Genomic DNA, 26,357 nt, shown 5'->3' on the forward strand with positions numbered 1-26,357 from the left:
TTCCAGGAAGCAGATGCTGCGTGCCAGCTCTTAGCAATAGAAATGGGAACAAACGATTTATAGAACATGACCAAACAGGCTTGTTCGAAGGGCGAAACCGTCGTCCTTCGACAAGCCTGTTCTCTTGTATGATCAGGGCATACGCTGCCCGCCGCTCGAGGGTAAAATTAAATGTTGGCGATCAATGCGGATACATGCCGGTTTCCGTTCCGTTGATTCAATTTGTCCGCAATGGTCTCCGCTTCCTTGGCGAATACGTCAGCCAATCCTTGCAAATCGGAGGCATCGCCATCGTAATGGAACGATGTCGGAAGGCGCAGGCGATAGCCTTGGGATTCATCGGCCCAACGCTTCAGCAGCGCTGCGGCATTGGCGTAAAATATCATTCTGGCCGTCGGATCTTCGTGATCCACCGCCAGTGGCGCCGTCTGTTCCAGCACGTCGATGCCTGCCGCAGGATTGGTACGTGCCAGGTATCCCATTTGCTCGCCAAAACACTTCACGAAATCCTTGTTTCCTTTGGTCAGACGATAGCCTTTTTTCTGGTGTTTGTCCGCTTCTCCCTGCCGGTTCAGGCGATACAGCGGCATCAACAGGCGCGACAATGTAAGATGCGGAATCTCGGCACAAGACATTCTGCCCGACAGAATCGGCTTCGCCGCTTCGATTGCCTTTTCGTCGTCACCCATCAAATTCCAATAGCGTACGATTTCGTTCTGTTCGCAGGCCGCGCAATCGCTCATGTAATCACTGTCGGCCGCCGTGAATTTGGAAAGACATCGCGTAGCTTCTTCCAAGTCGCCCAAATCCATGGACAACATGAACCGATAGTACAGGTACGATCGTTCGCTGTAACCGAAAGACCGGAAACGGCGACCGAAATCCTCCAGAAGCTCCATGATTTTTTCGCGCGATATTTCAGGGAAGTTGGAGATCGTTCCGAGAATCCATTTGTAGGACCACATCAGTTCTTCCTCGTCGTAACGCTCCGGGTCGCCGTCGAACTTGCCCAGCTGCCAGGAAAAGGCGATCAGCGCCTTCATCGGATAACCGCAGAACGTAGCCGTCTCCACGATTTCCGCTCGCGCTTCGTATGCCTCTTCTTCCATGCCGTTGATATCCGCGATCCTCGCCGCTTCCTCCAACAGCCCAAGCTTGGCCGCACCGTTCGGCAAACCGTGCGCCTCCATCATCAAATCTTCGAAATCCATGTCCATTTCCAGACTCATCGCCGACTCACTCTCCCTTATCTTTCGTGTTGGCCTGCAAACCCCAATCGATGAAGCGAATGATGCCTTGGTTAAGCACGGCATGCTCTTGCCGGTTCATCGCGTAGTGGCCCATCATGAGCGCATTCACGTACAACATCTCAATGGCCAGCGGTGTCATCTGGGGATCAGGCGACGTAAGCACACGCTGGATGACCGGATTGCTCACGTTCAAGTAGAGCGTGGAGTACCCCGCCGAATTCATCGCTGTAGACAATGAGCCCAGCACCGAAGAGAACAAGTCCGTGCTCTCCTCGCTCGCCTTTTCCAATGCGCGGAGCGTTGAAGTTTCCTTGGACAGCGTGAACAGGACGGGAAGGTCGCTCGGTTTGAAGCCTTTGACTTCTGCCCGGCACCGGAAACGCTGCAAAGCGGCATCGGCAAGACGCAAAGCGTCGTAATATCGGTCCCGCTCATGCGGAGGCACGTCGATGAATTTCATCGATACCTCGTCCGGTTGAAGCTGTTCCGTGTGCGCGGAAGGTACCGCTAAAGGCAGGGCCGCCATCAGGTCGCTGTCATAGATATAACCACCGTTCACGACCAGCATGGATTGTGCTGCCGCCACATGATGGATCTGGCGATATTCATCCACGGACCCGGTATAATACAACGTCTCTTCCTCGTCCAACAGTTCACCGAGTTCCCGGTGTCCCCTTGTTGTCTCGAATGGCAGCCAGCGATGGACCATGGCGTAAAATTGTTGATCCTGCACCGCCAACGCCTTCATGGACAATGCATGCAAACGAATAAGCTTCTGCAGCCGTTCCGGATGGTTCGCAGCCATGTTCGCAAGGCCTGCCCGAATCGCGTCACCGAGTTCCGAACGCACCTGTTCCAATTGATCGTTCTCGTAGAAATGCTCCCTGGAAGCGGTGGGCTGCAATTCATCCGTCCAGATCAGGCATTTGACGAAAAAGGCCCAATCCGGCAAAATGTTCTCCGCCTTCTCCGATACCAGCATTCGTTTCAGGTACACACGGTGCGAACGTTTGGCGTTCAGATTTACGGCATGCGGCAGTACGTATGCAATGCCGGCTGTGCGTCCGGACGCTGTTGTCAGCGGAATGAATTCCTCGAACCGTTCCCCCAGCAAACGTTGGCCAAATGCAAGCACCTCGGATTTGCGTCCTGCAGCGAGTTCGGGGTTCGCCAGCCATGCGGGCGATTCGGCGTTGATCACATGCCGCTGCCCTTCATGCTGCAAGGTAACCGGGTAAGGCAGCAATGCCCCATAATAAAATAGCGACTCCTTGACGTACTCTGCATCGAAATACGCTGCCCCTTCGGGAGTGCACCGAAGATACACTTTCGTCCCTGGCGACAATGACGTGTCTAACCGGCGAATCGTGTACGTGCCGTCCGGCTTGCCGCGCCATTCCATGGAAGGCCCGCCCTTTGCGGACTGGGTCAGCATCACGATTTCGTTGCTCACCATGAAGCATGACAACAGTCCGATGCCGAAACGGCCGATAAAGGACGTTTCCCCGTCCAGCAGCGCTTGGCGGCCACGCTTCGACGACTGCCCGATCATGGCCAGAAATTCGTGAATGTCGGCCTCGGTCAACCCGATTCCGTTATCCTGCACCGTCATCGTCAGCTCCGTTCCCGTTCCGGTCAGTTCCACGCTGACTTCGCCCCGATGGCCCGGCTCCGCCTCGCTTCGTGCCGTAATCGCATCGGTCGCATTTTGCATGAGTTCGCGCAGAAACACTTTGGGGCTGCTGTATAAATGATTCGATAAAATCTGGATCATGCCGCTCAGATTGACCTGAAAGCGGTACTCATTGGATGATGCCATACGATTCACCTTCCCGAATCCTCCACACCGATGCATCCATGTTTAAACCGATGTGTTAGACGAAATAATTCGTTTTGAGACGTCTCTTATGCTCATGAAGCGCTCAAAGCAAATGGATGCCCACCAACATGAAGAATGCCTCTTATAACAAGGATACATGGTACGGCACCCGTATAAAACGAACTTGAGACCCGATTTCGCGCCGGAAAATACGTGCAAATGTTCGCTTTTTGGGGACTATAGAAGGACAAAGTCGATCTTTTTTTCCATTTGAACGAAAATCGGGTCCTAAACGTACTATTTTAAAATTCAGATCATACCCGATTATGTTCTTGCAAAACCAACACAACCATCGGGCAGGTCGGGAAGACGGCGGTGACATCATGATCGAGGTATGCAATATTTCCAAACAATTCGAGATCCATCGGGCGCTGAACGATGTCAGCTTCACGATCAAGCAGGGCAGCGTGACAGGGCTCATCGGTCCCAACGGATCGGGTAAAACTACGCTGATTCGCATTATGAACGGGGTGCTCGGCGCATCCGCAGGCAAAATCAAGATTGGCGGTTTGGACCCGTCAACCGATGCGGAGAAGGTGCTGGCCATGTGCGGCACGCTGACGGAACAGAGCGGATTGTACGAAAATATGAGCGGCCGGGATAATCTGCTTTTTTTTGCGGAGGTTTTCGGCGTCAAACAGGCCGCCGCACGTATCGATGAACTTGTTGCTCTTTTCGAGCTTTCGGAATATGTAGATCGGAAAGTAGGCACGTACAGCACAGGCATGAAAAAACGGCTGGGACTGGCCCGAGTGCTGCTCCACTCCCCCTCCATTCTGTTTCTCGACGAACCGACGAACGGTCTCGATCCGGATGGAATTCAGATGGTGCTGGGCATCATCCGGCGCCTCAATCGGGAGGAAGGCATCACGATCCTTGTGTCTTCCCATGTACTGTCCCAATTGTCGGCCGTATGCGATCATTACATTTTCATGGAGAACGGCTGTAAAGTAGAGGAAGGCACCGAGGAAGACATCGTAAACCGTTATCTGGGGCGGCCCAAAGTGGAAATCGAAGCCGACCTGCCAGGCGGGTGGCAAGCATTCAACTTGCCGGGGTACTCTCTGGAAATCCTGACGCCTCGTAAAGCCATATTCCAATTGGAGTCACGCGAACAAATACCGCGATTGCTGCGAACGTTAACCGGAATTGGCGAGGTTTATCAGTCCCGGATTATGGACAGCGACCTTGAGAGTGTTTATTTTTCCATAAGGGAGGCTCACCGTCATGAATAGGAACGCTCACCAAAACCGGGCGCTTCGCGCACTGGTCCGTAAAGACATACGCGCCATTACCGCCAGTGTACAACTGTGGCTGCCGATGCTGATCGTGCCTCTCATCATTGGAGTAGCGATGCCCGCAGCTTTATTATGGCTGGCTTCACGCCTGGATCTGCGCGAGATGGGTAATATGGGGGCGGTCCTGGACACGCTCGATGCCTTGACCGCTTCGGGACAGATCCCTCAGCTCGCGCATATGGCGACCGATAATCAACGGATCGTCTATTATTTGGCCCTTTATATGTTTGCCCCGCTGTTTCTCATCATTCCGGTAATGGCGTCCAGCATTCTGACGGCGAACAGCTTTGCCGGCGAGAAGGAGCGTAAAACGCTGGAAGGACTTCTATTCACGCCTGTGAGCATGAACACGTTATTTACGGCAAAGGTGCTGGCTGCTCTGATTCCTTCTATTGTTTTATCATGGGCAACCTTTCTGATCTTCGGCGTGATCGCCAATGTGATCATGTATCCGATGTTTGGACAAATCATGTTCCCCAACCTGAATTGGATCCTCCTGATCTTATGGGTGATTCCGCTGTGCAGCCTGGTCGTCATTTTGCTCAATGTGCTGATTTCGGCCAAAGTACGAGGGTTCCAGGAGGCTTACCAATTGGGGGGCGTCGTCGTTCTCCCCTTGCTCGCCCTGATCGGTGCCCAGGCTACGGGCATGCTGCTGCTTCGTCCCTGGCTGCTCGCCGTCATCGGTGCGGTATTGCTGTGCCTTTGCTTCGTGCTGCTGCGCCTTGTCTCAATGTGGAATCGTCGCCAGCAGCTTGCAGAGAGCCAGATCTGACTTCGGGACCGACATGTCCCGCGCCTGGACTTGATTGAGAAACTGTATGAGGCGCGGTATGATAAGGGGACATGAAGCTGGAGACGGCAAGACGACGGAGAGGATTGGAACCCATGTTACTTCTTCAAATGAAATACGCGCAGCATTTAACGACACAGGAAAAGCACATCGTGGATTATATCCTCCAGCATCCCGAAGCCGTCTTCCATTCCACGGCCCAGGAGCTGGCTCATTTAACCTTTACAAGCTCATCGACCATTGTCCGCTTATGCAAAAAACTGGGTACCAAAGGGTACCCGGACTTTCAGTTGAAGCTGGCGCTCGAAACCGTGCAGGCCCCTTCCGCCATCGCATCGCCAGAGGTGCAGACGCCGGAGTTCGGGAACGTGCAAACCGCGATCGAATCCGTGCCATACCTGTATCAGCAAGCCGTCGCCGAGACGCGGCGGATGTTGAACGGCGCCGTGATCGAGCGCATCGTGGGGACGCTGAAACAGTCCAGCCGGATCGATATTTACGGAAGCGACGTGAACTATGACGTGGCGCGGCAGGCCTGTACCAAATGGAATGAACTCGGCCTGCCTGCCATTGCCCACAATACGCCGAACAGGCACTATTTGAATACCGTGCACGCCGGATCGGCTACGGTATCCTTTGTCATCTCCCACACCGGCGAGAATCCTGCCATGATTGAAGCGGCGAGCCTTCTGAGCGGCAAACGGATGAACGTCATTGCCGTGACCGGCAACAATGATTCGACGTTGGCAAAGCAATGTGATGAAACGCTGCTTACTTACGCATACAGCGACCAACTGCGGCTTAGCAAGATGTCCTCCATGCTTTCCGTCATGTACATCTTCGACATCCTGTACATGTGCAGCATCGACGAGTCCGATAATCAGGCCTGATCGGCTGCAAATCGAATGCCTGCGTCCTTGCGCGCACTCGTCAGCACGCTCATGACGGATCGGCTGTGCGCCAGCAGTTCATGGCAGCGCTGTTGATCTCCGCTTTCGTAAATGTCCCGGAACGTCTCCCACTCGTAGTAAAACCAGTTCTTCCGGTTTTGGCGGTTCAGCTCTTCGGTTTTCTCGCCGATCTGCACCTTGATTTCCCGGCACCCATTGGCGCCGCCGACGACCTGGATATATCCCTTCTCGCCCTGAATCAGCACGAAATTCATGCTGCTCGTATCCTTGCAGCCCACGCATTCCGCAATGAAGTCGGGATATTGAAGCACGGCTACGCCTGACGTGTCGATCCCGTTGGCGTGTTTGTTCGCCGTATAGGTCACGGATTCCGGAGCACCGAACATTTTCATGACGAAATGAATGTTGTAGATGTTGATGTCCATGATCGCCCCGCCGGAAAATTGCGGATTGAATACGTTCGGCGTCTCGCCTGCCAACAGCTGGTCGTATTTTCGGGAATATTGGCTGTAGTTGCATTGAATGAATTTGATATGGCCCAGCTTGGGCAATTGTTCCTGCACCGCCGCGTAGTTCGGCAAATGGATGTTGGAGATCGCTTCGAAAAGGAACAGGTTTTTCTGTTTGGCAAGGGCGATGAGCGATTCCGTTTCGGCCAGGTTGGACGCAAACGGTTTCTCGCAAATGACGTGTTTGCCATGCTCCATTGCCCGGTATGCTTGTTCATAATGAAGGCTGTTCGGCGAAGCGATGTATACGGCATCCACATTTGTATCAGCAAACAGCGCCTCCAGATCGGTATAAACAGAATCCACCCCGTACTTGTCGGCCAGAGGCTGAGCCGTCTCCCGCTTGCGCGAATACATCGCGGTACAAGTTACTCTCTCCACTTCGCTGATCGCTGCCAACATGGCATCCACGATGCTTCCGGTGCCGATCGTTGCAATGTTCATCATGTTCTCTTCACTCCTGATCATTCATAATAATTTATGCTTGAGCCTGTTTGGCCACTTTTACCCCTTGCTGCAAAATGTCCAGGACGTACAGAACCTCGTCATCCTTGACCGGCTTGTCTGTCCCATGCCGTATTGCCACGAGAAGCTGTTCATACAGGATGCCGTAATCCGTTACTTCCGACGGAACCTTTTCCGTGCGGGAATTCCCATCATCGTCGACATAACGGAGCGTTCCCCAATTGGCTTCGTCCTCCGGCTCAAACGAAACGACGGTCGGTCCATGCTCGTTCTTGTGCTGGTGGCCGCTGCTGTATTTGACGAAGCTGCCCCGGTCGCCGTGAACGACGAACTTGGGATGCTCGATGCTGACGAGCATGCTGCACTTGACGGTCATTTTGGCTTTGCCGTAGCGAAAATCAATGTCCACGTAATCATCGGACTCGCCCGGATAAGCAAGGCTGCGGACATCGTAATCGATCCGGTCTGCCCTGCCGAACAGGGAGATCAGCTGATCGATGGGATGCACGGCCAATCCGTGCAGCATCGTGAATCCCGGTTTGACCCAGGCTGGCCTGAAATAATCGTAGTGCGATTGAATTTCAACGATGCTGCCAAGTTTGCCGCTCTCCATAACTTTTTTCAACGTGAGAAAATCCCCATCGAATCTGCGGTTCTGATTGGCCATGGCAATCAGGTTTTTCCGTTCTGCAAGCTCAAAAATACGGCGCGCTTCTCCCGAGGTGGAGGCAAAAGGCTTCTCCACAAGCACATGCTTGCCATGTTCAAGCGCCAGTCTGGCATATTCGAAATGGCTGTCCACATGGGTCGCCACAACGATCAATTCGATGTCCTGATCCGACAATACGGCGTTCAAGTCGCTCGTGAATGCAATATCCGGATAATACGCTTCACGCTCCATATCCCCGACGCGGTCCTCCTCCCGGCGGAAGATCGTTTTTACTTTAATCCCTTCTCTCCCTGCCAAGTAAGGCAAATGGTAGTTTACGACCGCGTTTCCGAACCCAATCATGGCGATATTCATCATTCGCTTTACTCCTTATTCGCTTGATATCGCCATGGTACCAGCACGGGGTCGGTTCGGGGAATGCTTTCGGAAGGTATTGGCCGCAGCGTGCATAGATTCTCTATATGTGTCCAACAGAATGAAATCGAATTTCATTCCAAAAACATTTCCCGCGTTGCTCTAACATTTTTTCCATAGATTACCGATATATTTTAAGGTATTATATACATACATTGCGAACGAAGGGTGAAGATGGGTCTATGAAAAAATGGTCTTTGCGACTGCAACGAACGATGTGTGCCGTGCTGATGGTTTCCCTGTTTGCCACAGCAGCACTGGTAAGTGGAGGTAAAGCGCAAGCGGCATCCCTTAGCCAATCAACGGTATATTACGATTCGGACGGCGTGCTCTACAAAGTATCCGGAGACGGTTCCGGCACGACGGAAGTATTGCTCGACTTTAAAGGATCTGGGCTTCAAGCAGCCGGCTCCTACCTCTATTACACGGAAACCGCAACGTCCACGACGCTGCACCGGGTGAAAAATGACGGCTCACAGGACGAGAGCGAAACTTTTGCTGAAGACGTACTCGACTACGCTACGGATAACGGCTTCATTTATTATCTTGATTCCAAGGGTGCCATCTACCGTACCAACGGAAACAGCGCTCCATCCACGGTCCAAAAAATCGCCGACCGGGCGAATACGGACTTCCCTCTGCTATATGTAAGCAAAGGCAGAGTCTACTACAATGCAGTAATTAACGGCAAAACGTACGTTGCTTCCAAAGCTACAAACGGCAGCGGTTCCGTTCAATCCATTGCAGCGGGCGCCGTGGAAGACAGCTATTTCATCAACTCAACCAAAAACGCACTGCTTATGATGGTCAATACCGATGAGTACGAAACGGTCTACTCGACCAACGCCGTCGTTATGTATTCCGTCAACTACAGCACCGGCAAAGGCAAAGCCGTCAATCCGAAGGCGAAGCTGGACGTTAATGCCGCTTATTCCGGCGGTTGGGCAGGCAATCTTTACGTTTACAACAAAGGCATCAAGCTGGACAGCAACAAGGATTACAACTATGCTACAGGCAAAGCCTTTGCACTGACCACGGCGGGTAAAACGATGCAGCTTCACAGCAAAAGCGTGCGTGAAACAACGATGGTCGGTACGGACAAAGTCATCATTATCGATGCGGACAAAAAAGCCTACGGCAAAACGGTATCGGCCAGCAAAGTCACCAAAACGGCCAACCTCAACCTCAGCGGCGTGAACTCTCTCGGTTCACAACTGACGAACGCTTCGCCAACGCTGGCCTACATCTCCAACTATAATGGCATTTACGCCGTAAATACGGCGCTCAAAGTCACCAAGCTGGCCGGGGAAGAATGGGATTATTATCAATTCGGCAACGAAGTTCCAGGCGTATTTTACTTGAATGCCGATGATCAGTTCCGCCTTTACCATGTGCAAGCGAACGGCACTGGCAAAAAAGTGCTCAGCGAAGTGTACGCCGACCGCATTTTGTTGGCAACGCCTAACTAAAGAAGACTGATCTCGATCCATGAAGGATACCCTGAACCATCCGTGTTCAGGGTATTTTTGTTTTTCCGGGGCTAAGTTCGGCAATAAAACTAAAAAACGCCTTCCATTTGAGAATGATAATTGTTATCATTAAGAAAATGAAATCAAAGGATGGTCCGTATGACTGAACAGCTTCCCTTCATTTCCAAAACCTCATCACTGCCGCTTCTCTCATCCATGTGCCGTGTACGCCGTGGGGAGAATTTCCGTTTGCACGAACAAGCCGTAACCCGGCCCATGCTTTGTCTTGTTTTGCAAGGAGAAGGTATTCTGGTATTGAATGATAAGGTACATGCGGCTCGGGCCAACCATTTATTTTTCCTGGAAAGAGGCACAACGCTCGAGGCGGCTTCCCGTACTCCGATAGAGTGCATTTTGCTGAGCATGAACACCGTAAGGCTGAAGCAGGTACGCGGTGAATGGCACATGCTCCCCCATCCCGAGTTTCCGCTTCACTGGCCGACCGGGAGGCTGCGCGTGCGTCATGAGTCCCAATCCGTGCAGCGTTTCATTCGGCTCCATGAAGCTTATCGCGGGACACGGCAACAAGAGCACTGCATCAGCGTCCACAGCCAACTGCATGAATTGCTGCAGCACTTGTCGGAACACCGTTTGGAAGACAACCTTGAGAAGGTTGATCTTTCCTTGGAACACAGCATTGCATATATGCAACGATATATGAGCGAAGGAATCAGCATGGAACAACTGGCCAAAATGGCAGGATTGACCGCCAGCTCCTATTCACGCAGCTTCAAGAAGGCCAAAGGCATTTCTCCCACCGACTACCTGAACCGGATGCGGATCGACGAGGCCAAACGATTATTGAGCCAGGACAAACAGACCATCAAGGACGTGGCCGAGTCCGTAGGCTATGGCAATGAATATTATTTCAGCCGCAAATTCAAGCAGAGCTTCGGCATGGCACCAAGTTTATATATGAAGAGGAGACAATTGAAGATAGCCACGGTCTCCACCATCCATCTCCAGGATCATCTTTCCTCCCTTGGACTGGAAGCGGCAGCAGCCCTCGGCGTCTCAAAGGAACGGGAACAAGGCGACGTCGATCAATCTCGTCAGCTTATTGGGCTGCTTGATCGATTGCGTCGGACCAAACCCGATCTGATCATCGCAGACCATAACCACAGCTTCTTTCGGGATCGACTGAAAATGATCGCGCCTACCGTGTTCATCGACCCGGCACTGGATTGGAAGGAAACCCACTGGCGTGTCGCCGAATTGGCGGGGCAAGAAGAACGAGCCCTGCAAAATCTCAAACAATTGGAATTTCGCGCACTGGATGTGAGCAAAAGGCTCCGCCAGCATTTCGGCAGGGAACGTGTAACGTTGCTGCAAATCACGCCCTATTGCATTCGTATCCAAGGCGGCCTGGAGCACCCGCTGAACGAACTGCTGTATCATCGTCTTTGCCTGCAGCCTGCAAGCTTAACCCAGCCCAACATTCATGCATGGGTTGAATACACGGCCGACAGTATTCCTTTGCTGGACACAGATCATTTGCTGCTGCTCCGCTCTCCTGAACAGGCGGGCAGCGAGAAAATGCTCAGACGCCTAAAACAAACTGCGGCCTGGAACCGATCTCCAGCCGTTCTTCAGGGAAGCGTACACGAGATCCAGGACTGGATGCGAATGAGCCGAACCCCTTCGGGCCGCCAGCAAATTCTAAACGAACTTGAACAATTGGCTGACCGACATGTAGCACTCTTTCAGGCCTATTAAATGAAAAAAGGCACTCTCCTTTGAACGGAAAGTGCCTTTTTCGTGTGCGCTAGGACCGATCTTTGACTTCCTCACGCGGAACCAGCTTATATATCTCTTCATCCTCCATGGCATCAATCAGGCGATCCAACCATTTATAATAAGCTTCCGCTTGCAGCATTTTGCCCCTGTCCTGTTCCAGAATACGCAGAAGCTCCGCATCCGTCTCTTCGTTCAGCGTATCCGCGAGCCGGTTCAATTCCTCGATCGACTTGCGAAACACCTGCAGGTTGCTCTCGACCGCTTTTCTCCATTTAATGACGAAATAATCCGTAAATGTTTGATACCAATCATATTCGACCTCATACAAATCTTTTCGCGAACCTTTGCTCCACACTTTGTTTACCATTTTCAGATCCAGCAGATTCCGTACGCCGGTGCTCATGCTCGTTTTGCTCATTTCCATTTCCCGGCCCATATCATCAAGGGTCATCGGTTTGTCTGCAAAAAAAAGCAATCCATACAAGTGTCCCGTGGACAGCGTAACGCCGTATAAATCCATGTTGCGCCCGATGGCTTCAATGACGCGCTTACGAATTTTAAGAACGGTTGCCTGCTGTTCTTCTTGCAAATGGTCCAAGCTCATGCTTGCAACCTCCATTCTGAACATTCCAGTCTTGGCAAAATCAATGCAATGTCGGAAATCATCCAGCTTACATGGGAATGCATTCGACAGGACATTCTATATGCCAGAAGCAACAATACCGAATGCATGTTAAGGGCAGATTTCCATATTGCTGTGCCCATGACTATTGTATAACCCCAAAAAAAGCTTAGATTCAGCTCATTGTCTATTGTAGGAGTTGCCTTATCAAATGTAAAGAAGCCTTATTTGCCATAATAATGAGCATCAGGGAGCATTTCGGAGAGAAACTTTGTACAGTTTTTACTGTACAAACATTATGTACTGTTTGTTCGTTTGATATACAGTTTGTTTATTTGTTAGAATATTAACGTTACCCAGAAAGACGGGAAGCCAAAGCAAAACCGGATTTCGTGGCTAGGCTCGCAAGTGTATGGGCTTGCGTATAGCTGCAGGCCATTCGAAGTGCACAACACATCAGAAGGGGTGAAGGCAATTGACCATACTTGAAGTAAGGAACGTAAGCAAACTGTTTGGTCCCCACACCGAACAAGGATTGCAACTGCTTGAACAAGGTTGGGGCAAGGAAAAGTTGGCTAAAGAGAAACAAATTACGGTTGGTGTCAACCGGGTCAACATGGAGATTAACCAAGGAGAGATTTTCGTCATTATGGGACTGTCCGGGAGTGGTAAATCCACCCTGGTTCGCATGTTTAACCGTCTGATCGAACCGACGTCGGGAGAGATTCTCGTTCATGGCAAGGATTTGCGCAAAATGAACAAGGAACAGCTTCGCGAAGTACGCCGGAAGACGATCAGCATGGTATTTCAGAAATTCGCGCTCTTCCCTCATCGCACCGTGCTGGAAAACGTGGAGTACGGTCTTGAAGTCCAAAAGGTGGACAAAAGCGTACGCCGCGAGAAAGCCAAAACCTCATTGGAGCTGGTTGGCCTTAAGGGCTGGGAAGACAAAATGCCCGATGAGTTGAGCGGCGGCATGCAGCAGCGTGTCGGTCTGGCTCGCGCACTCGCTAACGATCCGGAAGTACTGCTCATGGACGAAGCGTTCAGTGCACTCGATCCATTGATTCGCCGGGATATGCAGGATGAATTGATTGAGCTTCAGGATAAAATGAAAAAAACGATCATCTTTATCACCCATGACTTGGACGAAGCGCTGCGCATCGGCGATCGGATTGCCCTCATGAAAGACGGCGCCGTCGTACAGATCGGTACTCCGGAAGAAATCATGATTCAACCGGCCAACTCGTATGTGGCCCGCTTCGTCGAAGACGTGGATCTGTCCAAAGTCCTCACGGCTGCCCACGTCATGCGCAGGCCCGAAACGATTACGCCGGACCGCGGTCCGCGCGTTGCACTCGAATTGATGCGCGAACGAGGCATTTCCAACCTGTTCGTCATTGACCGAGCGAAAAAGCTGCTCGGCGTCATTACCGCGGAGGACGCTTCGCGTGCCATGCGCGAAAACAAAACGCTCAATGATATTCTGATTACCGACGGGCCGCAGGTTGCGCCGGAAACGTTGATTCACGAGCTGTTTGAAATTACAAGCTCTTCCCAGGTGCCTCTTGCCGTCGTGAACGAAAACGGCCGCTTGCAAGGCGTCATCGTTCGGGGAGCCCTGCTTGGTGCGTTGAGCGGTGAAGTAACGAAAGAGGAGGTGCCCGGAGAATGATACCGAAAATTCCACTGGCATCGTGGATTGAAGCCATTGTCGACTGGATGAGCGATTCGCTCTCCGGCCTGTTCAATGTCATATCGACGGTGATCGGAGCGGTTGTCGATTTCTTTTCGGGATTGTTTTTGCTCCCGCATCCGCTGCTGTTCATTGCCATCTTGGCCGTATTGGCCTATCTGGTAGGCCGTCTGCCGCTTACCCTTTTCACCATCATCGGTTTCTTGCTGATCGAAAACCTCGGGTATTGGACCCAATCGATGGACACTCTGGGGCTTGTCATTACCTCGGGCCTGATCTCGATCCTGTTGGGCGTTCCGATCGGAATATGGCTGGCATACAGCAAAACGGCGGCACGCATCATCACTCCGCTGCTGGATTTCATGCAAACGATGCCTGCCTTCGTTTACCTGCTGCCTGCTGTTACGTTCTTTAGCCTGGGCGTCGTTCCAGGGGTTATCGCTTCAGTCATTTTCGCCATTCCGCCAACGATTCGTTTGACCCATCTGGGGATCAACCAAGTATCTGGCGAACTGGTGGAAGCGGCCGATGCGTTCGGTTCCACCTCCGGGCAAAAGCTGTTCAAGGTGCAGCTTCCGCTGGCACTGCCTACGCTGATGTCGGGGGTCAACCAAACGATCATGCTGTCGCTGTCCATGGTCGTGATCGCCTCGATGATCGGTGCGCAAGGCATCGGTGCAGAGGTATACCGGGCCGTGACGCAGCTTCAGATCGGTAAAGGTTTCGAAGCCGGGCTTGCCGTCGTGGTGCTGGCCATCGTGCTGGACCGATTTACACAAAACCTGTTTATGCCTGGCCGGAAGAAGTCTTCCCGCGTATCGTCGAAGCAAAAAGCGTGGATTACGGTAGCTGCCGCAGCGGTCGTGCTCATTGCCGGATTCTCCCAATATTTCGTTGGTGGAAATACGTCTGACGGGGGGAACACATCGGCTAACACGGTTGGTAACGAGGTTAATTACCAAATTATCGGTATCGACCCTGGGGCAGGCATCATGAAATCCGCGAACAAAGCGATCGATGATTACCACTTGTCCGACTGGACGCTGGTTGAGGGATCGGGTGCTGCCATGACGGCCACGCTCGACAAAGCGTACAAAAACAAAGAACCGCTCATTATTACCGGTTGGACGCCGCACTGGATGTTCAACAAATACGACCTGAAGTACTTGGAAGATCCGAAAAAATCGTTTGGCGATGCCGAGGAAATTCATACCATTGCCCGCAAAGGCCTGAAGGATGATCATCCGGTTGCCTATGAATTCCTGACCCGCTTCAATTGGACCTCGGACCAAATGGGCGAAATGATGATTGCCATTCAGAATGGCACATCTCCCGAGCAAGCGGCGCAAGATTATGCAGAGAAACATGCCGATCAAATTAATGAGTGGACGAAAGGCCTTGCTCCGGTAAATGGAGATTCGTTCAAACTGAGTTACGTCGCTTGGGATTCCGAAATCGCGAGCACCAATTTGCTGAAATACGTCATGGAAAACAAACTCGGCTATAAAGTCAATGCGCTTCAAGTCGAAGCAGGACCGATGTGGACCGGCGTTGCTTCCGGAGATGTCGACGCTTCGCCTGCCGCATGGCTGCCGCTCACCCATGCCGATTATTGGGCGCGTTACAAAGACCAGGTCGACGACCTTGGCGCCAATATGACTGGCGTCCGTACCGGCCTTGTCGTCCCATCGTATATGACCGATGTCAATTCGATTGAAGATCTGGAGACAGGAGCCGCTTCGTCCGGCTCCGCCTCCGCTCCTGCCAATGCGGACATAGCAGCGAATGTAGGAGATGCAGTCAGCCATCAGATTATCGGTATCGATCCGGGAGCAGGCATCATGAAGTCTACCGCCAGCGCGATCGAAACGTACGGGCTGACCGGTTGGAATCTGGTTGAAGGCTCCGGTGCCGCTATGACGGCGACGCTGGATAAAGCCTACAAAAACGAGGAGCCGATTATCGTTACCGGTTGGACGCCGCACTGGATGTTCAATCAATATGATCTGAAATATTTGGATGATCCGGATAAAGTGTACGGGGATGCTGAAGAAATTCATACGATTGCCCGCAAAGGCCTGAAGGACGATCATCCGGTTGCCTACGAATTCCTGTCCCGCTTCAATTGGACGTCAGACCAAATGGGCGAAATGATGATCGCGATCCAGGACGGCACCACACCTGAGCAAGCAGCAAAGGATTATGCCGGCAAACATCCCGAGCAAATCGCCGAATGGACCAAAGGGTTGACTCCCGTCAAGGGGGATACGTTCCGCCTTGGATATGTTGCATGGGATTCGGAAATCGCCAGCACCAATCTGTTGAAATACGTTTTGGAAAATGATCTGGGCTATAAAGTCACCGCGCTGCAAGTAGAGCCCGGACCTTTGTGGACCGGGGTTGCCACCGGGGACGTGGACGCTTCCCCGGCAGCCTGGCTGCCGCTGACGCATGCCGATTACTGGGCCAAGTACAAAGACCAGTTGGACGATCTCGGCACCAACATGACCGGCGTCCGTACGGGCCTCGTCGTTCCAAGCTATATGAACATCAGTTCCATTGAAGATTTGAAGCAATAATCCGCTATGCAAAAAGCCATTATGCATATGTCCTTCTATGTTCTTCATTCATTACGCAAACAAGCTGCTCCTATCCAGGAGCAGCTTGTTTTGCATCGTTCGACATTTTATCGGTACATTCTAAATTCACTTACGGTTAATTCTGCATTTCTGCTGCAGACATCAGCAGCGTAACCACTTCCGCACGCGTTGCCTCCGCAAACGGATTAAACCTGTTGTTGCCTGCCACATCCATCCTTCTTTTCAACCTGCTTATTTTTTCACCGTTGCGTTGTACTGTGCAATCTTCTCCGTAATCTGCTTCGCCGCCGTATCCAATGCTTCCTGAGGTGTGCCTTGACCGTTCAACACGGCTTCGATCGCGCCTTCGACAATTTGACGGGCTTCGGGGAAAACGCCCATCACCGCGCCGGAAGTTGCCGTCGAATCCACGGAAGCGTGAAGTTGGTCGACTGCTGTCTGGAATTGCGGGTACTTCGCCATATTATCCTTTAATACTTGCTGGTCGTAGGCTGCTGTCGTAATGGGGAAGTATCCTGTCGCCACGCTCCAGTTCGCTTGCACTTCAGGTGTTGCCAAATACTTGATGAACTCCCATGCCGCTTGCTGCTGGGCTTCGGATTTGTTGTTCATGATGTACAGGCTGGCTCCGCCAACGACAACGCCGCCTTCTTTTACATCAGATGGACGCGGCAGGAAGCCTGTTCCCAGTTCAAATTTGCCTCCAACCTTCTCCACAATACCACGCAAGGAAGCCGTTGAGTCCAGCGTCATGCCGATCTGCTCCGCGGCAAAGGCCGCTGACGTATCATCCGTGCTGCGTCCGAGGTTGGCCAGCGTTTTATCGTCGATCATTTTTTTCCACCAAGTCAATGTTTTTACACCAGCTTCGGAATTCAGCAAAGATTCGGTTGCAGCTTCGCTTCTTCCGTTGCCGTTGTTAACATAATCTGCATTCTGGTTGGCAAAATACTGCTCCATGAACCAGCCGTAGATCGCCATGGAAGCTCCGGGCTTGCCGTTCTGGGACAGCGCTTTGGCCGCCTGTTCGAACTCTTCGTATGTTTTTGGAGGATTTTCCGGGTCCAGTCCGGCTGCTTTGAAGGCATCCTTGTTGTAATACAGAATCGGGTTGGACGTATTAAACGGCATCGCATTCAACTTGCCATCAATGGTGTAATAGCGAATGATATTGGGTTCCAGCTTGGACAGATCGAAGTTTTCCTTGTCGATGAACTGCTGCACCGGCGTGATCATGCCGGAATCGATCATGAATTTGCTGCCGATCTCATACACCTGGATAATGTCCGGACCGCTGTCCGACCCCATCGACGCTTTGAGTTTGTTCAAGCTTTCATCGTATTTGCCCTGATAAATCGCTTTGACCTGAATGTCCGGATGGCTGGCGTTGAAATCGGAGGCAAGCTGGTTGATCGCCTTCTCCCCTGAACCCGACATGGAATGCCACCAAGTCAATTGAATCGGATCGTTGTTAGATGCCGCAACCGTATCCACTTGGGCACCTCCGGAGGTGGTGGCTGTATCCGTTTTTCCTCCGCATGCGGAAATGACCAACATGAGTGCTGCAAGCATGAGTGCAAACGTTCCTCTTTTTTTCATACGTACGTTCTTGTTCATGTTCTCTCTCCTTTTGGGCCCGTTCAAAATCAAAGCTTGGAAGCCAGCACGAGTAGACGTTCCGAATCGAAATCGTTCTTCCGATCGCTGTTGTCTCCAGATTTCCCTGATTTATTTTCTGCTTCGGCATGAAATTCGGAGACAAAGGCGAACGCTCGCGCTTCTTCAGAATCGATCTCGTTTTCTCCACTACTCCTGGCTTATAGCCGCACCTTGTTGAACGTCCCATTTTTTTATTTTTATTAACCCTTGAGCGCACCGGCGGCCATTCCGCGTACCAGCTGCTTCAAGCCAAAAATCAACAGCAATAACGATGGGAGAATGACCAATGCCGTTCCTGCAAACACCAGATTCCATGACGTCGATTCCTGAAATTCCAGCATGGAGATCCCGATTTGCGCGGTGCGCATTTCCGGAGTGTTCGTGACAAGCAATGGCCACAAATATGAGTTATACATGTTCAGAAACGAGTAGATCGCCAGGGTGCCAAGTGCCGGACGCGATAAGGGAAGCACATGGGAAATGAAATAACGAACATGGCCGCATCCATCCATTCTGGCCGCTTCGAACAATTCTTTCGGCAGCTGCATGAAAAACTGTCTGAGAAGAAACGTGCCAAACGCCGTAGCCAGAAACGGCACGGTCAATCCTTGGTACGAATCCAGCCAGCCCCAGCTGCGGACCGTCAGATAGTTGGGGATCATCGTCACTTCCCACGGAATCATCATGGTGGCCACGAACAGGCTGAACATGATGTTTTTGCCCCTGAATTGCATTTTGGCAAAAGCATAAGCCGCCATGCTCGCCGTAACGAGCTGTCCCAGCATCGTAACGCCGGAGACGAGAAACGTGTTTCCGATAAACGAACCGATCGGCACGATCTCGAACACTTCGGCGAAATTGGACAAATCCACAGATTGCGGAATGATGTGCGGCGGATACGCACTGGCATCCTCCGGGCTCATGATGGCCATGAAAAAGGTGTACATGACGGGATACAGCACCAACGCAGCGCAGATGGTCAACACGATGTACAGCAGCGTTCTGGTCGTCCACGACGCTTTCATTGGTAATGCACCTTCCTTTCCACCCACTTGAATTGGATCAGCGTCAGCAGCATGATCACGGCAAACAAAATGAGCGCTTGAGCACTGCCTGTCCCGAAACGGAAATTGATAAAGGCTTCTTGATAAATCGAATATACGAATACGTTGGTACTGTCCATCGGACCGCCACGGGTCAGAATGTTGATCTGGCCAAACGACTGGAACGCACCGATCATCGATACCACAGTCACGAAAAACAGAGTGGGCGACAGCAGCGGCATCGTTATTTTTCGAAACGTGAGCAGCGCTCCGGCCCCATCGATTTTGGCGCTTTCGTAGATCTCGTCCGGAATGCCCTGCAATCCGCTGGAAATGATAATGTAGTTGAAGCCCAGGTTCATCCAGATGGTCATGATGGAAATGGAAAACAAAGCCCAATCCGGGCTGGTTAACCACGGAATCGGTTCGATGCCTGCCTTGCCAAGAAGGTAGTTAAGCATGCCAAGCGTCGGGTGAAACAGGAACTTCCAGATGACCGCAGACGAACCTACGGACAGGACCACCGGGAGCGAAAAAACGAATTGAAACATGCGCATGCCCTTAAAGCGGTTGTGCGTAAGAGCTGCCAGAACAAGTGCAGCAAAAATGCCTGTCGGTACAGTCAACAGAACAAACAACAGCGTTACTTTCATTCCTTGAAAGAACAATCCCGACTGAAACACGGCCTTGAAGTTGTCCAACCCGACAAATGCTGCAATCTGCCCGGTCGGATCCGTGGAATGAAGGCTCAAATACACGGACTTGAACATCGGATAAAACAGAAACACCGCAAACAGAAGCAGCGATGGCGCCAAGAAACCATAAGCCAGCAGGTTCTCACGCAGTCGTTGCACGCGGAGCGAAGCCGTGCGCCGCTGTTCTGCTGCCTCGGAAACGCGTGCTCTGGACGTTGGCAAGCTGATCCGTTTGTCAAGCTCACTCATCGGATGGTCTTCCCCCTTGATTTACCTTTCGATATGAAGTTAAGCTCTTAACCCTGCTTTTTAGTCTAAAAGGAAAATGTCACCGGACAATTTCTCCTAAATCAAGTTCATGTTAACGATCAACTGTAACATTTACTAAATCATGGATAAAATAAGGACATATGTGTTCTGCGGACATGAACAAAAAAACCGCGCCAGCTCTGAATAAGCAGAGCCGGAGCGGTTTTGCATTGTAAATGGAAGATAAATCAGCAAGGTCGAATCCGAATGAACCGTTTTTACAAACTACGACATCACTCATGTTTATCGATGAAGATGATATGGCACTGTCGTTACGATCACATCCTTGTAATTAATCAGGTATGCGCGAATCATGAAACTGGTCTGGTTGTGAAGCACGTTTTGCCACCAATGCTTTGTAATGAATTGCGGGATCAGAATGGTGATGTGGTCCGTTTCTGCCGTTTTCCATTCCACCGTATCAATGAATTTTTTAAGCGGGCCCATGATGCTGCGATATCTGGATTTGACCACGACCAACCGTACGCCGGGGTTCCATTCTTCCCACTTCCGCTCCATTTTGCGAATCGCTTCATCGTCAAAGCCAATGTACAGCGCCACCACGTTATCCGACATCGTCTTTGCGTAACTAATCGTGTTCATGACCACGCGCGTAATGCCGGCTACCGGAATCACGATGGTGTTACCTTTCGGGATCGGTTTCTCCTCCGCAATGTTGATTCGCAATTCGTCCGCAATGTTGCAATAGTGGCGATGAATGCGCATGAACACGTACACCACCAGAGGCAGGAAAATGAAGATGAACCACGTTTGCGTGAATTTGGTAAAAATAAAAATCAGCGTGATGGAAAGCGTGGTCAGCATGCCGATCGTATTGACCAACAGTTTGACTCCCCAGCCCTTTGGTTTGACTTTGATCCAGCGGATCATCATGCCAAGCTGCGACAGCGTAAACGGAATGAATACGCCGACCGCATACAGCGGAATCAGGCTTTCCGTATTGCCTTTGAACCCAACGACGAGCAAGGCGGACATGACGCTGAGAAAAATGATGCCGTTCGAAAAGCCCAACCGGTCGCCCCGGACCATGAACGCATGCGGCATATATTTATCCTTGGCCATCATGAAGGACAGCAGCGGAAAAGCGGAATATGCCGTATTCGCCGCCAGGAACAAGATGAGCGCAGTCACACCCTGAATGATAAAATACATCGTTCCCCGTCCAAATGTAGATTCGGCGATTTGGGAAATAACCGTTGCTTTGGGGTCAGGCTTCACTCCGTAAGCAAAAGCTAGCAAGGTGATGCCAATGAACATGGCCCCCAGTATACATCCCATAAGCATAAGCGTGCCGGCGGCGTTCTTCTCGGCAGGCTGTTTGAAGTTCGGGATGGCATTGCTGACTGCCTCCACGCCGGTCAAGGCTGAGCAGCCCGAGCTGAACGCCTTCAGCAGCAGAAACAGGCTCACATGGGATAACGTGTTTCCAAACTCGGGAGCGGCCGCATGAACCCCGCCCGTAAAATATTTGATGCCCCCCGAGATGATCAATATCGCGATGGAGAAAATAAACAGATAGATCGGGATCGCCAGTACCGAGGCCGATTCCGTAACCCCGCGCAAATTCATGATCGTCAAAAACAAAATCATGACCAGCGCGATGATCACGCTGTAATCATGCAGCGCAGGAAATGCCGACGTAATGGCGTCCGTGCCTGCGGACGAGCTGACGGCCACCGTCAGGATGTAATCGACAAGCAGCGATCCCCCTGCAATCAGGCTCGGCGTTGTGCCCAGATTATCCTTGGCCACAATATAGGCGCCGCCGCCCGTTGGATATGCAAATATGGTTTGGCGATATGAAAAAATCAATATGACGAGCAGTCCGAGAACAGCCAGGGAAATAGGCACCGAATACCATAAGGCGGCGAATCCGGCCGCAATCAACACCAGCAAAATCTGTTCCGTGCCGTAGGCTACGGAAGACAGCGCATCGGAGGAAAGGATGGCGAGCGCCTTCCATTTCCCGAGCTTTTCCGCATCCAATTCAGTGGATTTCATCGGTTTGCCGATCAGGACTCTTTTCATTTTGCCAAACATAATCATGACTTCCTTCCGTCTTTCATGTGTGGAGCATTGTTATTATGCAAAATCGCCGTGCCGATGACAATATGTCATTTCACCCGGGATTCGCCAGCGCGCGATAATGCATTCTACGATTCAATAATGAATAACAAAGCCGATCTTTATGCACAAATCAGAGTTTTTTGGTCCAAAACGACGTTTGCTTGCCTGAAAATGAAAAATAGCCTTCGGCTTTTGCGTTCACCGAAGACCATCCTAGCGTATTGTTTGCCATTCTGGAAAAACCTATGCTGTTCAAGTGCTGAAGAACGCCTGTATTTTCGTTCAGACGAGTTCCTCGAGGATTACAGGGCCACATTCAAAATGCCCGGCCGAGGCGTAACCCCAAAAGCCTTCGCAAGGTTGGCAAGCTGTTCATCCGTGATGCGTTGTTTGATCTCATGGCCTGCGACAAGCATGTATACCTGTGCCGCCTTCTCGATCGTTTCAATCAAACCAAACGCCTCGTCAATCGTTGTGCCTGTACCGAAGATGCCGTGCTGCGGCCAAATGACGGCGTGAAATTGTTTCATTTTTTCCGCAGTCGCCTGGCCGATCTCGTTCGAACCAGGTACCATCCAAGGGATGATGCCGACGCCATCCGGGAATACCACCACACATTCGGTACACATCTGCCAAAGCGTTCTGGTGAATCGGCTCTCGTCAAGCTCATGGATGAAAGTCATTGCAAGCACGTTGGTTGCATGGTTGTGCATGACGACCCGATGATTCGGGTCTGCCTTCAATCTCTCGATATGGCTCATAAAGTGCGTCGGCAATTCGCTCGTCGGGTTTGCTCCTGACTTGAAGCCCCACAGCACTTCCAGCTGCTGTCCATCCTGCGATACGCGCAGCAGTCCAAGATTGCTTTCGGGATCGGCAAGCACGTTTTTGAAATATTTGCCCGAAGCGGTAACGATAAAATATTTTCCTGCCAATTCTTCGACCGAAAAAGCCGGTTTGATCGTGCGAAGCACCTGATGGATATCGACATACCTGGCTACTTCTTCCTCATCAAGCAAATAGCTGACATTGCCCCCATTGCGTTCATCCCAGCCGTTTTTCCACATATGCTGCGTAATTTCCGCCATTTCGCGGACAAATGGAATGTCCCAGCCGGCAACTTGCGCGGGGTCATGCTTAAAGATCATGTTCATGATCGTTCTCTCCTTTATTTGTTCATCGAATGAAAGTTCACGGCACTTCACGGACGAATACGTTCCTTTTTTCACATTCATTATACCTTTGTTTATCTTTATAAGTCAATCGATTTATTATTTATTTCGTTTTATTTATCTTTGTTTATTTTTGTTTTTGACGTTTTTTTGAAAAACGGATAAAAAAATACCTCATCGGCATCCGACGAGGTCAGTCACACATCTATCTAACACGAGAAGGGGTTTACAAAATCTATCTTACCCCCGCTACCTTAATAGAAGCTGAAAACGACATAAAAAAAGCATAAAAACAATGTTAACTATAACCCAACCGGCCACGATCTCCAACCCGTTCAGATTGCTTATCGCTGTTCAACAAGATGTATGAAGGGTGCATCTTGCCCGTCGGCTCATAAAATTCCTCGCCCTGGTAAGTGAAGCCAAGTTTGCGAAGTACCTTCCCGGAACCGTCGTTAGCCGGATGATGACCGGCAAATAACGCTTCTGCCCCCTTTTGCGTGAAGGCATAGTCAATCACCGCCCTGGCCGCTTCCGTGGCGTAGCCTTTTCCCCATTGATCCCGGGTTAGATGAAAACCAAGCTCGAATACCCGCTCTCGATCTTCATACGGACGAAGGCCGCAGCACCCTACGAACTGGCCTGATTCTTTCTCGAAGATGGGCCAATATTGTATCCCCAGCTCCTGTTCGCGTTTTACTTCCTGTTCGAGGCGTGCCTCCACCTCATCCTCGCTTAAATAACCTTTGCTGCTGATCCATTTGCCCACTTCCGGATCTTCCCATAACGATGCGGCGAGCGCATAATCCTCTCTCGTCCAGGTCGAGAACGCCAAGCGTTCCGTTTCAAGAAAAACAGTACGTTCCATAATGAATCCCTCCTACTATTTCGGCAGCCGTGAACGGCTGTCTATACCAAAAATTACGTCGATTCCAGGCAGAATAAACAGTGGTTCATCAACAATTCGATTGGCGCATGCCATCAGGACGGCCCTTCACGTTTTACAATGATCTTGCCAATTTTTCAAATCGATCAATGACGGGTTTGATTTCTTTTTCGATGGTTTTAATGAAAGCGGCAAATTGTTTTTGGTCAAACTCATCGCCAACGCCCACATCCTTATAGATCTTGCCTTTCTGATAAGTAAAAGCGAAGAAGTAGCCTTCCTTTAATCCTGTAAGAATGCCTTCGGCGCCGCCCATCACTCGAATGGTTTTATTCGGATCTTTATATGTAAAATTATAAGGGGGATCTGCCATCAAAAAATGCTCCACCTGATAACCGCTAATCCACTTGTCTTTGGCAAAGTTTCCGATTTGGAGACTCTCTCCCATCATTTCGCCCTGAACCGTGATATCTGTAGTTAATAACGTTCCTTGTCCCTCTTTTTTATCGTTCTTCCAACTGCCCTCATATTTGACCGTTGTGATTTGTTCATTATCCTTGGTTACCGATTTATACACACCCTCGCCCGAACGTTTTCCCTCTACCCAATCTCCCTTGTAGCTTTTACTGTAACCCCAGCTCATCGTTCCATAACCATGCGGCTTGCCGTTGCTCGTTTCTCCGTAGTATACAACCCCGCTGCCGTAGTCCAGCATACTCATTTTGGAAGCTGCCAGCGCTTTTTCGGGAGATGCTGACAGCGAAACAAACAGGATGACTCCCAACATGAACAGAAATAGATTTTTCAACATTCTAACCTTCCTTTTCGTCATATTCAAGGTATCTCCATTAATCTACAGACTGAAAGCCAATAGATGGAAGAGCTTTCATTATCCTTGAGCTTCAACCAAAAAAACAAGCCCCTGCCGGAACTTGTCCGTGCAGGGACTTGCTTGTCTACCTATACACCATTCAAATCAGAATTCGGCAATTGCCACTTGAATCGTGCCGGTAGCGGCGCCGAGCGCAGTCGTCAACAAACCAGCCACGAGCAACCCATTAACGGTAATCGTAAGACCGTTTCCCGCAGGGATTGCAAACGTCACACTCGGACCATCAACACGCGTAATGACCAGATTTATTGATGCAGGTCCAACGTTGTTCACGGTCACGCTGGCGTTGATACCTCCCGCCAGGCTCTCGTAATACGATCTGCCGACGTTTGCGGCAAGGGCGTAAGTTTGTTGTGGTAAAAGGATGGCCATCGAACTCACCTCCTCTTGTTTTGATAATGCATTCTATGCGCCGAATCTATAATTGCAGCGGTAAATGCACGTGTCGTTACGTCCATTTTTCATAGACCTGCTAGATTTATAATAAAATTAATAAAAAAACCACCGGCTTATCCGGTGGCTTGCAGCTATGGATAGATTGTAAATCGGCGTGCTTAGGCATACAGCATGAAGAAGTTCAATTCGTGTCCAAGCTGTTTCAAATAGTTGTACAGCTGGGAACGGTGATGAAACACATGAGTCAACGTCTCAATCTGCCATTGGGCTTGAAGGTGCCCATGCTCCATGTAGAATGCTTTCGTGGAACGATTGAGGTAATCCTCTTCGCTTAGCGAAACGATGTAATCCTTGTACGCCTCGAAATTCCCCCACAACGCCGCTTCAACCTTTTCAACGTCCTGCATACCGGACAGCCGATTCTCGACCTCTCCTACCTCGGATTCGGACTTTTCCTGCATGATTGCCAGATCGGATGCGGTGATTTGCACAAAATGGTGAACCAACTCGACCAAGGAGCGCATATTATCCTGTGGACGGTACGCCCAATCCTCGGGACGAATCAAACGAATCAGCGACGCGCCTGTTCTGATGCCTAACTCCAATTCTCGCAACAAATGATCCCTTACTTGAAACGTTCCACTCATGAACAACCTCTCCTTTTCAGGTTTAACTTGTTTTAATCAAAAGTATAGTGAATGAAAACCATTTTATTTCTCCGTTAACATGTGGAAGTTTTTGCGGTTTATATAAAATGATACCATACTGCACTCGAAGCGCGTAAACCCATAAACAAAAAAAGTGCCCTGCCGGATGATCCGACAGGGCCAATCACACATCTATT

General features: G+C 50.8%; 21 protein-coding genes. 7 read left to right on the plus strand and 14 right to left on the minus strand.

The genetic code is table 11. The features are described 5' to 3' along the window. Nucleotides 1-167: 167 nt before the first annotated feature. Both RSX24_RS06505 and RSX24_RS06510 read right to left on the minus strand, forming a co-directional pair. Nucleotides 168-1,229, minus strand: a complete 1,062-nt coding sequence (locus tag RSX24_RS06505; RefSeq protein ID WP_236415148.1) for a hypothetical protein — start codon at nt 1,227-1,229, stop codon at nt 168-170. Between the two features lie 7 nt (nt 1,230-1,236). Further along, complete coding sequence (locus RSX24_RS06510) at nt 1,237-3,069, minus strand: HSP90 family protein (protein WP_339278338.1); 1,833 nt, start codon at nt 3,067-3,069, stop codon at nt 1,237-1,239. A 332-nt stretch (nt 3,070-3,401) separates the two neighbouring features. On the opposite strand from RSX24_RS06510, the gene RSX24_RS06515 reads away from it, so the two are divergent. The 3 genes from RSX24_RS06515 (at nt 3,402) to RSX24_RS06525 (ending at nt 6,110) form a co-directional block, all read left to right on the plus strand. After that, nucleotides 3,402-4,364 (plus strand): ABC transporter ATP-binding protein, encoded by a 963-nt coding sequence (locus RSX24_RS06515; protein ID WP_343260012.1) that lies wholly within the window; start codon nt 3,402-3,404, stop codon nt 4,362-4,364. After that, nucleotides 4,357-5,202 (plus strand): ABC transporter permease subunit, encoded by an 846-nt coding sequence (locus RSX24_RS06520; protein WP_343260013.1) that lies wholly within the window; start codon nt 4,357-4,359, stop codon nt 5,200-5,202. The genes RSX24_RS06515 and RSX24_RS06520 overlap by 8 nt, the downstream gene beginning before the upstream one ends. 113 nt (nt 5,203-5,315) lie before the next feature. Then, entirely contained in the window at nt 5,316-6,110 is a 795-nt protein-coding gene (locus RSX24_RS06525; RefSeq protein ID WP_343260014.1) for a MurR/RpiR family transcriptional regulator, read from the plus strand. Here RSX24_RS06525 and RSX24_RS06530 read toward each other — a convergent pair. Further along, the gene (locus RSX24_RS06530) at nt 6,101-7,084 is read right to left on the minus strand and encodes a Gfo/Idh/MocA family protein (protein WP_236415399.1); all 984 of its coding nucleotides are present in this window, start codon (nt 7,082-7,084) and stop codon (nt 6,101-6,103) included. The two genes, RSX24_RS06525 and RSX24_RS06530, sit on opposite strands and share 10 nt — an antisense overlap. Before the next feature lie 34 nt (nt 7,085-7,118). After that, nucleotides 7,119-8,132 carry a Gfo/Idh/MocA family oxidoreductase gene (locus RSX24_RS06535; protein WP_343260015.1) on the minus strand — a complete coding sequence of 338 codons (1,014 nt, stop codon included), beginning with the start codon at nt 8,130-8,132 and terminating at the stop codon, nt 7,119-7,121. A 239-nt stretch (nt 8,133-8,371) separates the two neighbouring features. On the opposite strand from RSX24_RS06535, the gene RSX24_RS06540 reads away from it, so the two are divergent. Together RSX24_RS06540 and RSX24_RS06545 are read left to right on the plus strand one after the other, a co-directional pair. Further along, nucleotides 8,372-9,658 (plus strand): DUF5050 domain-containing protein, encoded by a 1,287-nt coding sequence (locus RSX24_RS06540; protein WP_236415158.1) that lies wholly within the window; start codon nt 8,372-8,374, stop codon nt 9,656-9,658. A gap of 159 nt (nt 9,659-9,817) precedes the next feature. Continuing rightward, nucleotides 9,818-11,434 (plus strand): helix-turn-helix domain-containing protein, encoded by a 1,617-nt coding sequence (locus RSX24_RS06545; RefSeq protein ID WP_343260016.1) that lies wholly within the window; start codon nt 9,818-9,820, stop codon nt 11,432-11,434. Between the two features lie 49 nt (nt 11,435-11,483). Here RSX24_RS06545 and RSX24_RS06550 read toward each other — a convergent pair whose 3' ends face one another. Next, nucleotides 11,484-12,059 carry a GbsR/MarR family transcriptional regulator gene (locus RSX24_RS06550; protein ID WP_236415160.1) on the minus strand — a complete coding sequence of 192 codons (576 nt, stop codon included), beginning with the start codon at nt 12,057-12,059 and terminating at the stop codon, nt 11,484-11,486. A 493-nt stretch (nt 12,060-12,552) separates the two neighbouring features. Between RSX24_RS06550 and RSX24_RS06555 the strand changes: the two genes are divergently transcribed. Together RSX24_RS06555 and RSX24_RS06560 are read left to right on the plus strand one after the other, a co-directional pair. Beyond that, entirely contained in the window at nt 12,553-13,752 is a 1,200-nt protein-coding gene (locus RSX24_RS06555) for a quaternary amine ABC transporter ATP-binding protein (protein WP_236415161.1), read from the plus strand. After that, nucleotides 13,749-16,352 carry a glycine betaine ABC transporter substrate-binding protein gene (locus tag RSX24_RS06560; protein ID WP_343260017.1) on the plus strand — a complete coding sequence of 868 codons (2,604 nt, stop codon included), beginning with the start codon at nt 13,749-13,751 and terminating at the stop codon, nt 16,350-16,352. The genes RSX24_RS06555 and RSX24_RS06560 overlap by 4 nt, the downstream gene beginning before the upstream one ends. Before the next feature lie 252 nt (nt 16,353-16,604). Here RSX24_RS06560 and RSX24_RS06565 read toward each other — a convergent pair whose 3' ends face one another. The 9 genes from RSX24_RS06565 to RSX24_RS06605 form a co-directional block, all read right to left on the minus strand. Beyond that, nucleotides 16,605-17,990, minus strand: coding sequence for an ABC transporter substrate-binding protein (locus tag RSX24_RS06565; protein WP_343260018.1), 1,386 nt, complete (start codon nt 17,988-17,990; stop codon nt 16,605-16,607). A 242-nt stretch (nt 17,991-18,232) separates the two neighbouring features. Further along, nucleotides 18,233-19,057: a carbohydrate ABC transporter permease gene (locus tag RSX24_RS06570; protein ID WP_343260019.1), complete on the minus strand. Its 825-nt coding sequence runs from the start codon at nt 19,055-19,057 to the stop codon at nt 18,233-18,235. Continuing rightward, nucleotides 19,054-20,019 (minus strand): carbohydrate ABC transporter permease, encoded by a 966-nt coding sequence (locus RSX24_RS06575; protein ID WP_343260020.1) that lies wholly within the window; start codon nt 20,017-20,019, stop codon nt 19,054-19,056. Before RSX24_RS06575 ends, RSX24_RS06570 begins: the two co-directional genes overlap by 4 nt. 303 nt (nt 20,020-20,322) lie before the next feature. Beyond that, nucleotides 20,323-22,140: an APC family permease gene (locus RSX24_RS06580; protein ID WP_339276614.1), complete on the minus strand. Its 1,818-nt coding sequence runs from the start codon at nt 22,138-22,140 to the stop codon at nt 20,323-20,325. A gap of 329 nt (nt 22,141-22,469) precedes the next feature. Further along, nucleotides 22,470-23,321 (minus strand): rhamnulose-1-phosphate aldolase, encoded by an 852-nt coding sequence (rhaD, locus tag RSX24_RS06585; RefSeq protein ID WP_236415168.1) that lies wholly within the window; start codon nt 23,319-23,321, stop codon nt 22,470-22,472. 316 nt (nt 23,322-23,637) lie between these two features. Then, nucleotides 23,638-24,207 carry a GNAT family N-acetyltransferase gene (locus tag RSX24_RS06590; RefSeq protein ID WP_343260021.1) on the minus strand — a complete coding sequence of 190 codons (570 nt, stop codon included), beginning with the start codon at nt 24,205-24,207 and terminating at the stop codon, nt 23,638-23,640. A gap of 133 nt (nt 24,208-24,340) precedes the next feature. Continuing rightward, nucleotides 24,341-25,036: an MORN repeat-containing protein gene (locus RSX24_RS06595; RefSeq protein ID WP_343260022.1), complete on the minus strand. Its 696-nt coding sequence runs from the start codon at nt 25,034-25,036 to the stop codon at nt 24,341-24,343. 165 nt (nt 25,037-25,201) lie between these two features. After that, complete coding sequence (locus tag RSX24_RS06600; protein ID WP_236415172.1) at nt 25,202-25,489, minus strand: hypothetical protein; 288 nt, start codon at nt 25,487-25,489, stop codon at nt 25,202-25,204. 182 nt (nt 25,490-25,671) lie between these two features. Beyond that, a complete protein-coding gene (locus RSX24_RS06605) occupies nt 25,672-26,160 on the minus strand; it encodes a DinB family protein (RefSeq protein ID WP_236415173.1) in 489 nt (162 codons plus the stop codon). Nucleotides 26,161-26,357: the final 197 nt, after the last annotated feature.

The organism is Paenibacillus hubeiensis, assembly GCF_032334105.1.
Lineage (GTDB): Bacteria > Bacillota > Bacilli > Paenibacillales > Paenibacillaceae > Paenibacillus > Paenibacillus hubeiensis.

Excerpts from the sequence above, each read along its gene's own strand:
- RSX24_RS06505 (WP_236415148.1), bottom strand. The coding sequence starts at position 1,229 with ATGAGTCTGGAAATGGACATGGATTTCGAAGATTTGATGATGGAGGCG.
- RSX24_RS06510 (WP_339278338.1), bottom strand. The coding sequence starts at position 3,069 with ATGGCATCATCCAATGAGTACCGCTTTCAGGTCAATCTGAGCGGCATG.
- RSX24_RS06520 (WP_343260013.1), top strand. The coding sequence starts at position 4,357 with ATGAATAGGAACGCTCACCAAAACCGGGCGCTTCGCGCACTGGTCCGT.
- RSX24_RS06525 (WP_343260014.1), top strand. The coding sequence starts at position 5,316 with ATGTTACTTCTTCAAATGAAATACGCGCAGCATTTAACGACACAGGAA.
- RSX24_RS06530 (WP_236415399.1), bottom strand. The coding sequence starts at position 7,084 with ATGAACATTGCAACGATCGGCACCGGAAGCATCGTGGATGCCATGTTG.
- RSX24_RS06535 (WP_343260015.1), bottom strand. The coding sequence starts at position 8,132 with ATGATGAATATCGCCATGATTGGGTTCGGAAACGCGGTCGTAAACTAC.
- RSX24_RS06540 (WP_236415158.1), top strand. The coding sequence starts at position 8,372 with ATGAAAAAATGGTCTTTGCGACTGCAACGAACGATGTGTGCCGTGCTG.
- RSX24_RS06545 (WP_343260016.1), top strand. The coding sequence starts at position 9,818 with ATGACTGAACAGCTTCCCTTCATTTCCAAAACCTCATCACTGCCGCTT.
- RSX24_RS06550 (WP_236415160.1), bottom strand. The coding sequence starts at position 12,059 with ATGAGCTTGGACCATTTGCAAGAAGAACAGCAGGCAACCGTTCTTAAA.
- RSX24_RS06560 (WP_343260017.1), top strand. The coding sequence starts at position 13,749 with ATGATACCGAAAATTCCACTGGCATCGTGGATTGAAGCCATTGTCGAC.
- RSX24_RS06565 (WP_343260018.1), bottom strand. The coding sequence starts at position 17,990 with ATGAACAAGAACGTACGTATGAAAAAAAGAGGAACGTTTGCACTCATG.
- RSX24_RS06570 (WP_343260019.1), bottom strand. The coding sequence starts at position 19,057 with ATGAAAGCGTCGTGGACGACCAGAACGCTGCTGTACATCGTGTTGACC.
- RSX24_RS06575 (WP_343260020.1), bottom strand. The coding sequence starts at position 20,019 with ATGAGTGAGCTTGACAAACGGATCAGCTTGCCAACGTCCAGAGCACGC.
- RSX24_RS06580 (WP_339276614.1), bottom strand. The coding sequence starts at position 22,140 with ATGTTTGGCAAAATGAAAAGAGTCCTGATCGGCAAACCGATGAAATCC.
- rhaD (WP_236415168.1), bottom strand. The coding sequence starts at position 23,321 with ATGAACATGATCTTTAAGCATGACCCCGCGCAAGTTGCCGGCTGGGAC.
- RSX24_RS06590 (WP_343260021.1), bottom strand. The coding sequence starts at position 24,207 with ATGGAACGTACTGTTTTTCTTGAAACGGAACGCTTGGCGTTCTCGACC.
- RSX24_RS06595 (WP_343260022.1), bottom strand. The coding sequence starts at position 25,036 with ATGTTGAAAAATCTATTTCTGTTCATGTTGGGAGTCATCCTGTTTGTT.
- RSX24_RS06600 (WP_236415172.1), bottom strand. The coding sequence starts at position 25,489 with ATGGCCATCCTTTTACCACAACAAACTTACGCCCTTGCCGCAAACGTC.
- RSX24_RS06605 (WP_236415173.1), bottom strand. The coding sequence starts at position 26,160 with ATGAGTGGAACGTTTCAAGTAAGGGATCATTTGTTGCGAGAATTGGAG.